The 6,713-nt window shown below is 41.9% G+C and carries 2 protein-coding genes; both read right to left on the bottom strand.

Features of this window, described 5'->3' with window-relative positions; genetic code table 11:
* Nucleotides 1-3,801: non-ribosomal peptide synthetase (locus IEY53_RS34360; protein WP_189032798.1), on the bottom strand; the 3,801-nt coding region annotated here is incomplete at its 3' end.
* Between the two features lie 15 nt (nucleotides 3,802-3,816).
* Nucleotides 3,817-6,713: non-ribosomal peptide synthetase (locus tag IEY53_RS34365; RefSeq protein WP_189032800.1), on the bottom strand; the 2,897-nt coding region annotated here is incomplete at its 5' end.

A 6,713-nucleotide genomic window follows, 5' to 3' on the forward strand; every position in this document is an offset into this window, starting at 1 on the left:
CAATTGGGGTCTTGGATAATCCGTCGGCAGATTCAATACCGGCAGCTCGCCTTCAAATTGTTTCATCCAGTACTTCTCCTGCTCTTTAACGGCTCCATCCCGAACTATTTGGTTCTGCCATACCGCATAATCCTTATACTGGATGCTTAAATCATTCAGTCTCTCGCCGTTGTATACCTTCGTGAATTCATCCACCAGAATGCCTTCCGAAGTGCCGTCAGATATAATATGGTGCATATCCCCTATCAAATAATGGGTTCCCTGTCTCACCTTAGCTACACTTATACGAATGAGCGGGGCTTGACGCAAATCAAACGGAGTAACAAAATCAATTATAACTTGCTCAAGTTCCGACTCATCCTGAAGCACCAAATAGTTTACATTGAACTGAATAGAGTCATGTACCTTCTGTAGTGGTTCACCGTCTATAATTGCAAAAGAAGTTCGGAAAGCGTCGTGCCTTTGCACAAGCGCTTTAAATGCTTGTTCAAGCCGACCATGATCGAATTCTCCTTCCAGCTTTAATAGAAATGGCATGTTGTAAGTCGTTCCAGCCTGTTCGATTTCATTCAAAACGAGCAGTCTCTTTTGTGCGGAAGAAAGTGGATAATAGTCCGCTTTAGGGACCCGCTCAATTGAAGCGCATATACTTTCATTTGATGAACGAATAAGGTTCGCCATTTCGTTCAACGTCGAAGCTTTAAAAATATCACGAAGGGATAGCTTCGTCTGTAGTTCCTTACTTATTCGAGCCGCAAGCGTCATCGCTTTTAAGGAATGTCCGCCTAAACTAAAGAAATTGTCTAGTAATCCTACTCTTGAAATATCTAGCACATCTCCCCATATCTCAGCTAGTCTCTTCTCAATAGGATGCTGTGGCGCTATATAGTTTTTCCTAGAATATTCAGGTTGTTCCGGCTCCGGCAACGCTTTTCGGTCCACTTTTCCGTTTGGCGTGAATGGCAAATCCTTCATAAATATATAGCTTGAAGGAATCATATAGTCAGGTAAATATTGTGATAAATAGTCTTTTATATCAGCCACAGTCATATCTTGTGTACAAACCATATAAGCGCACAAAAAGGGGTCTCCCGCACCATCCTCCTTAACAACCAGCACGTTTTGCTGAATTTTTGGATGGAGAAGCAATTGACTTTCAATTTCGCCCATTTCTATACGAAAGCCACGAATTTTCACCTGATGATCAATTCGTCCCAAAAAGTCAATATTTCCGTCTGGTAGCCATCTGGCCATATCCCCGGTTCGATACACTCTCTCCCCGCGGACTACCGGACTTGCAATAAACTTTTCTGCCGTCAGCTCCGGTTTGTTAAGATACCCTCTAGCTACTCCTATACCCGCAATGCATAACTCCCCAACAACACCAACTGGCTGAAGCTGCAAGTCAGCGTTTAAAACATACATTCGAACATTAGGCAGGGGCTTCCCGATTGGTGTATAACCGATTTCCGGAAGGGCTTCCACCTTCTCTTCGTAGTAAGTAGAATCTATCGTTGCTTCGGTTACTCCATAGCTGTTGATAATTCTCATTAGATGTCCGAACCGCTGTAATAACTTTTTGAAATCACTGAGCTGGCAAATATCTGCGCCCAAAATTAATAGCTTCATAAAGGAAACATCAAATTTGTTCTCATAGACATACTCCATAAGCGGAAAAATTAATTTAGGCGTAGATTCAAAAATATTAATGCTGTACTTATTGATTAGCTCGTACAGACCTGGAATGTCCAGTCTGGTATCACTAGGACATATTACAAGCTGGCCTCCAAACAGTAAGGTGCGGGCAATATCTCCAGCAAATACATCGAAAGAGAAGCTGGCTAACTGCAGCAATTTCACAGGGAAACGGTCTAAATGATACTCCATCTTCCAAGCGAAAGCCATGCTTATATAACTGGAATGCTCGACCATGACGCCCTTAGGCTTGCCCGTAGAACCGGAAGTATAGATCACGTAAGCTAAATGGTTAGGTTTTGTAACACGCTCCAAATTATTTTTACTGCCGCTATAAAGTCCCTCATCGTCTAAGTTTAGTTTTATCCCGGAGAAAGGAACTAGACTGAAGTGCTGCCTATGCGTAAGCAGTAGTGTAGTTCCGCAGTCTTCCAACATATATTTAATTCGTTCTTCTGGATAACTCGGATCAATAGGTACATATGCGCCGCCGGCTTTCATTACACCTATAATAGCAACAATCATTACCATTGAACGTTCAACCATAATGCCTACCAGAACATCCGGTTTGACCCCGTTATCTCTCAATACCCCAGCTAACTGATTGGCTTTATGATTCAATTCCCGATAAGTCATTTGTTGGTCTTCGAACACAATTGCTATATGATCCGGTGTACTCTCAACCTGCTCTTCAAACAGCTGTAATGCCGTTATACTTGGAGAAAGATTCATCTGTGTATTATTAAAGTCATCTAAAATTTGGCCGGTTTCTTCTTTAGTAAGAAGACCGATTTCTTCCATTTGTATAGATGGGTTCACACTAACTGTATGAAGAATATTTTGATAATGCCCTGCAATCTTCTCGACGGTCGAGTGTTCGTAAACATATGCATTGTATTCAAATCGAATTTCGTATGCGTCATTCGGAATAATTGTAATGTTAAAATCATAATTTGTTTGCTCAAACTCGTTAGACTCTTCCATCCGGAAATCGTCTTGTTCCAGTAAGGCTAATGAATTATTTTCAAAGTTTTGAAAAGTGTACAGATGAGCTATCAGATCCTGCTTCATTGAAGATAAAGACTGAATATCCGCAAGTGGAAAGAAACCGTAGCCTTGCCTTTCGATGGACGACTGATGAACCATCCTTACCACTTCTGAGAAAGCATCCTCTTGTGCAAAGTTAATTCTAACGGGAATCGTGTTAATAAATAGTCCAATTATCTTATCTACGCCTTTAATTTCCGTTGGACGATCCGTAGTCACCACGCCAAACACAACATCGTTCGTCCTATTGTATTTAGATAATAAAACGCCCCATGCCGTTTGCAAAATCGAGTTAACCGTAACATGGTTATCTCTCGCAATACTCTTCAGTTGTTCGGTTACGTCTTTGCTCAATTTCACAACCGTTTCCTCTAACTTATAGGAAATATTGACCTGCTCAATGCTCGATTTAGGCAAAGATGCTCTCGTCTCATAACTATCAAGGTACTGCTTCCAGAAATGGCGTGCTTCCTCATAGTCCTGCTGGTCCAGCCAACTGATATAGTCTGAATATGGATACGCTTCTTCAAAGACAACAGGCTCGTTCCGTTTAAGCTTGTTATAAGCTTCGAAAATCTCCTGAATAACGGTTTGCAGGCACCACCCATCCATAATGATATGGTGGAAGCTCCATATCAATTCATATTGGTCATCGGACAATTGAATAACGGACATTCTTAACAGAACTTCTCTAGCGAGATCAAAGCCTTTTGTTTTATCTATATTTTTGTACTGTTCCAAGTACGCTTGCTTTTCTGACAGTTCCAGACCTGAAATGTCATGATACATAATATTCAGTGGTCTTTTCTTAAACACGATCTGCTTTGGATATTTTAATTTTTCATACAAAAAATTAGTCCTCAGCACATCATGTTTATCAACTAAGATATTCAAGCTCTGCTCAAGTATGTCTACATCCAACGTTCCGTTGATTCTGCAAGAAGATTGCTGGAAATAAGAAGCCGATTCCGGATTCATTATTGAATGAAACAACATCCCCTGCTGCATTGGACTCAAATTATAAATGCTTTTCATTTCCAAACCATGGTTCATCATCATTTCCCCTGTCCTCCCTTACAATCCATAAAAACTAGAAATCGCTTCGAAGTCCTCCAAAGTTAAGTCATTTCCCCCTACATCCGATGGAGTAAGTTCTTTTGTTTGTTTGGCTACAGAGAACTGAATAATTTCCTGCAAACTTTCCTTAAAGTAAGAGCCAAATTGCTTGATTGTTTGTTCATTAAACTCTTTGGCATTGTAAGTTATTGATATGGTTAGCATGGAATTCTCAATCATTCCTGTGATATCTAGAGGGATATGTCTTTCTGAGTTTGGACTAATCTCCTGACCACTGGACAATTTGGAAATTTCAAATAAGTCGGTATTTACATCGGTATCGAACTGACCCAAATAATTAAAACCTATCTCCGCTTGCGCCGTTAAGTTTGAACGGTCCCTATTTTCGCTCAAGGCCATATACTTCAGGATGCTGTTTCCTACCCCTTTATTTGGGATTTGTCGTAACGATTCTTTCAAATGCTTGATTTGGTACGAAAGATCGTCGGTGTACTCCATTTCCAAAACGACAGGATAGAAGGATGTAAACCATCCCACCGTTCTGCTGATGTTGATATGTCCCAGTATCTCTTCTCGTCCATGTCCCTCCGTGTGTATCAATATACGATCTTCTTTTGTCCACTTTTTCACAGCCATTCCAAGCGCACATAACAATAGATCATTCATATCTGTGTTGTAGGCTGCATGGGCACGAGTCATCAAATCGATCGTTTCCCCCATCGACAGATTGAACTTGTAGGATGCATTATCCTTCACTTTTCTTTCTGAAACATATGCGTCTTTAGGAAGCGGTTTAACAACAGACGACTCGATCTTAGCCCAGTATTCTTGTTCTTTCCTCATGCCCTTTTGAATGGCATATTTCTCGATACCGCTTACCCAGTCTTTATAAGAATTCGTTTTTTTAGGCAACTGGATAGGTTGTTTCTTTAGAAGCTGTCTATAGCCGGTTGTTAAGTCCTCAAATAATATTCTCCAAGAAACCCCATCAATGACTAAATGATGAATGACTATTAACAGATGATCTCCATCGCTCATTCTGAACAGTCCTAACTTCATGAGTGGTCCATGCTGCAGATCAATACTGGTCTGAATCCGTCTGACTGAATTGGCCAGCGTGATGTCAGCACTTAGACTATCAGGGATTTCTTCAACTGATAAATCGAACAAACTTCCTTCCAAACCCCGGTTATATTGTTCAATCTTCTCATCCTTATGGCGATATACCATTCGCAGAGCATCATGATGTTCTACTAATTCGGTAAAAACCTGTCGAAGAATATCAACGTCGAAACGATCTTGTCTATATAACATGACCGCCTGATTCCAATGGTTCATGTCTGTAAAGTCACTTTCAAAAAACCATTTCTGAACAGGGGCAAGAGCTACAACGCTTTGTATGATTCCTTGATCAAGCTCTTTATCTCCCTCTTCGATAAACTTATTTAGCTTACTAATTTCCGGATTCAAAAGCAGGTTCCTTACTGACAGCGAATATCCAAGGCTGTTTAATTTCGAAGTAACCTGAATAGCCTTAATCGAGTCGCCTCCCAGTTCAAAGAAATTGTGCTCGGTCCCAATCGTCGCTACACCCAGTACTTCCATCCAAACCTCGACCAATTTTTTCTCCATTTCATTCTTGGGAGCCACAATTTCTCGATTTCTGTCCAACGTCTCAGCAGGTTCCGGTAAAGCCTTTCGATTTATTTTTCCGTTCTGGTTAAGCGGGAGTTCGTCCATGAATACATAACCAGTAGGGTGCAAATATTCAGGCAGTCTCTCTGCGAGATATTCCCTCATCTCCTGCACGGTGAGATCGTTCTTGGAAACAACATAAGCGCAAAGGTACTTATGGCCATCCTGATGCTCTTTCGCAATGACAACTGCCTCATCTACAAAGTCATGACTTGAAATTTGTCTTTCAACTTCTCCAGTCTCCACTCTGAAGCCCCTAATCTTAAGCTGATTATCAACTCTGCCTATGAATTCTAGATTTCCACCCGGTTGCCATTTAGCCATATCGCCCGTGAGGTACATTCGACCGCCCTCTTGGAATGGATCGGCAATAAACTTCTCGGCCGTCAGCTCGTCCAAGTTTTTGTAACCTCTGGCTACACCGTCCCCACCCACCCAAAGCTCTCCCGGCACACCTATTGGAGCAAGCTTGCCATAGCGATCGACAATGTAAGTGGTAGAGTTTTGAATCGGCCGACCAATAGGAATGCTTGTTTCCTGCAGCTCCTTATCTACTAGGTAGTAGCTTGAAATCACCGTATTTTCTGTTGGGCCATACGCATTTACTATTTTCAACCCAGGGCAAGCCTTTTTAACTTCTGCAACTCGCTTAGCTGACAGGACATCCCCTCCGACCATCAATCTCTTTAAACCGCTGAACATTTGCGATTTATCTCGAGCAATTTGATTAAACAGAGGTGTTGTTAACTGCATGATGGTAATTCTATTGTCCTGAATCATCTTCTCCAGCTGGTTCGGATCCAATAATGTATACTTATCGATCACATACAGCTCCAGACCGTTCAATAGCGCCCCCCATATTTCAAACGTACTTGGATCGAATACTTGGGCCCCCGTCTGTAAGATACGGTCTCCTTCTTCAAACATCATATAGCTGGTGTTCCGAACCAGCCGAACAACGTTCCGATGCTCTACCATGACCCCCTTCGGTTTCCCTGTTGAGCCCGAGGTGTACATCATATATACCAAATCGGATGATGTGTTTATAGGAGCCAGATTTGCCGGTTCCTGAGCCATATCTGCTGCTCGCTCAAGCTCGATGGTCTCGACTTGAATATCAACCTTCCCCAGATTCGCAGCCTTGGCCAGCAAGACTTGCGCCTGACTATCTTCTAATAAATAGGAAACCCGCGCTACTG

It is taken from the genome of Paenibacillus albidus (assembly GCF_014644435.1).
Lineage (GTDB): Bacteria > Bacillota > Bacilli > Paenibacillales > Paenibacillaceae > Paenibacillus_AQ > Paenibacillus_AQ albidus.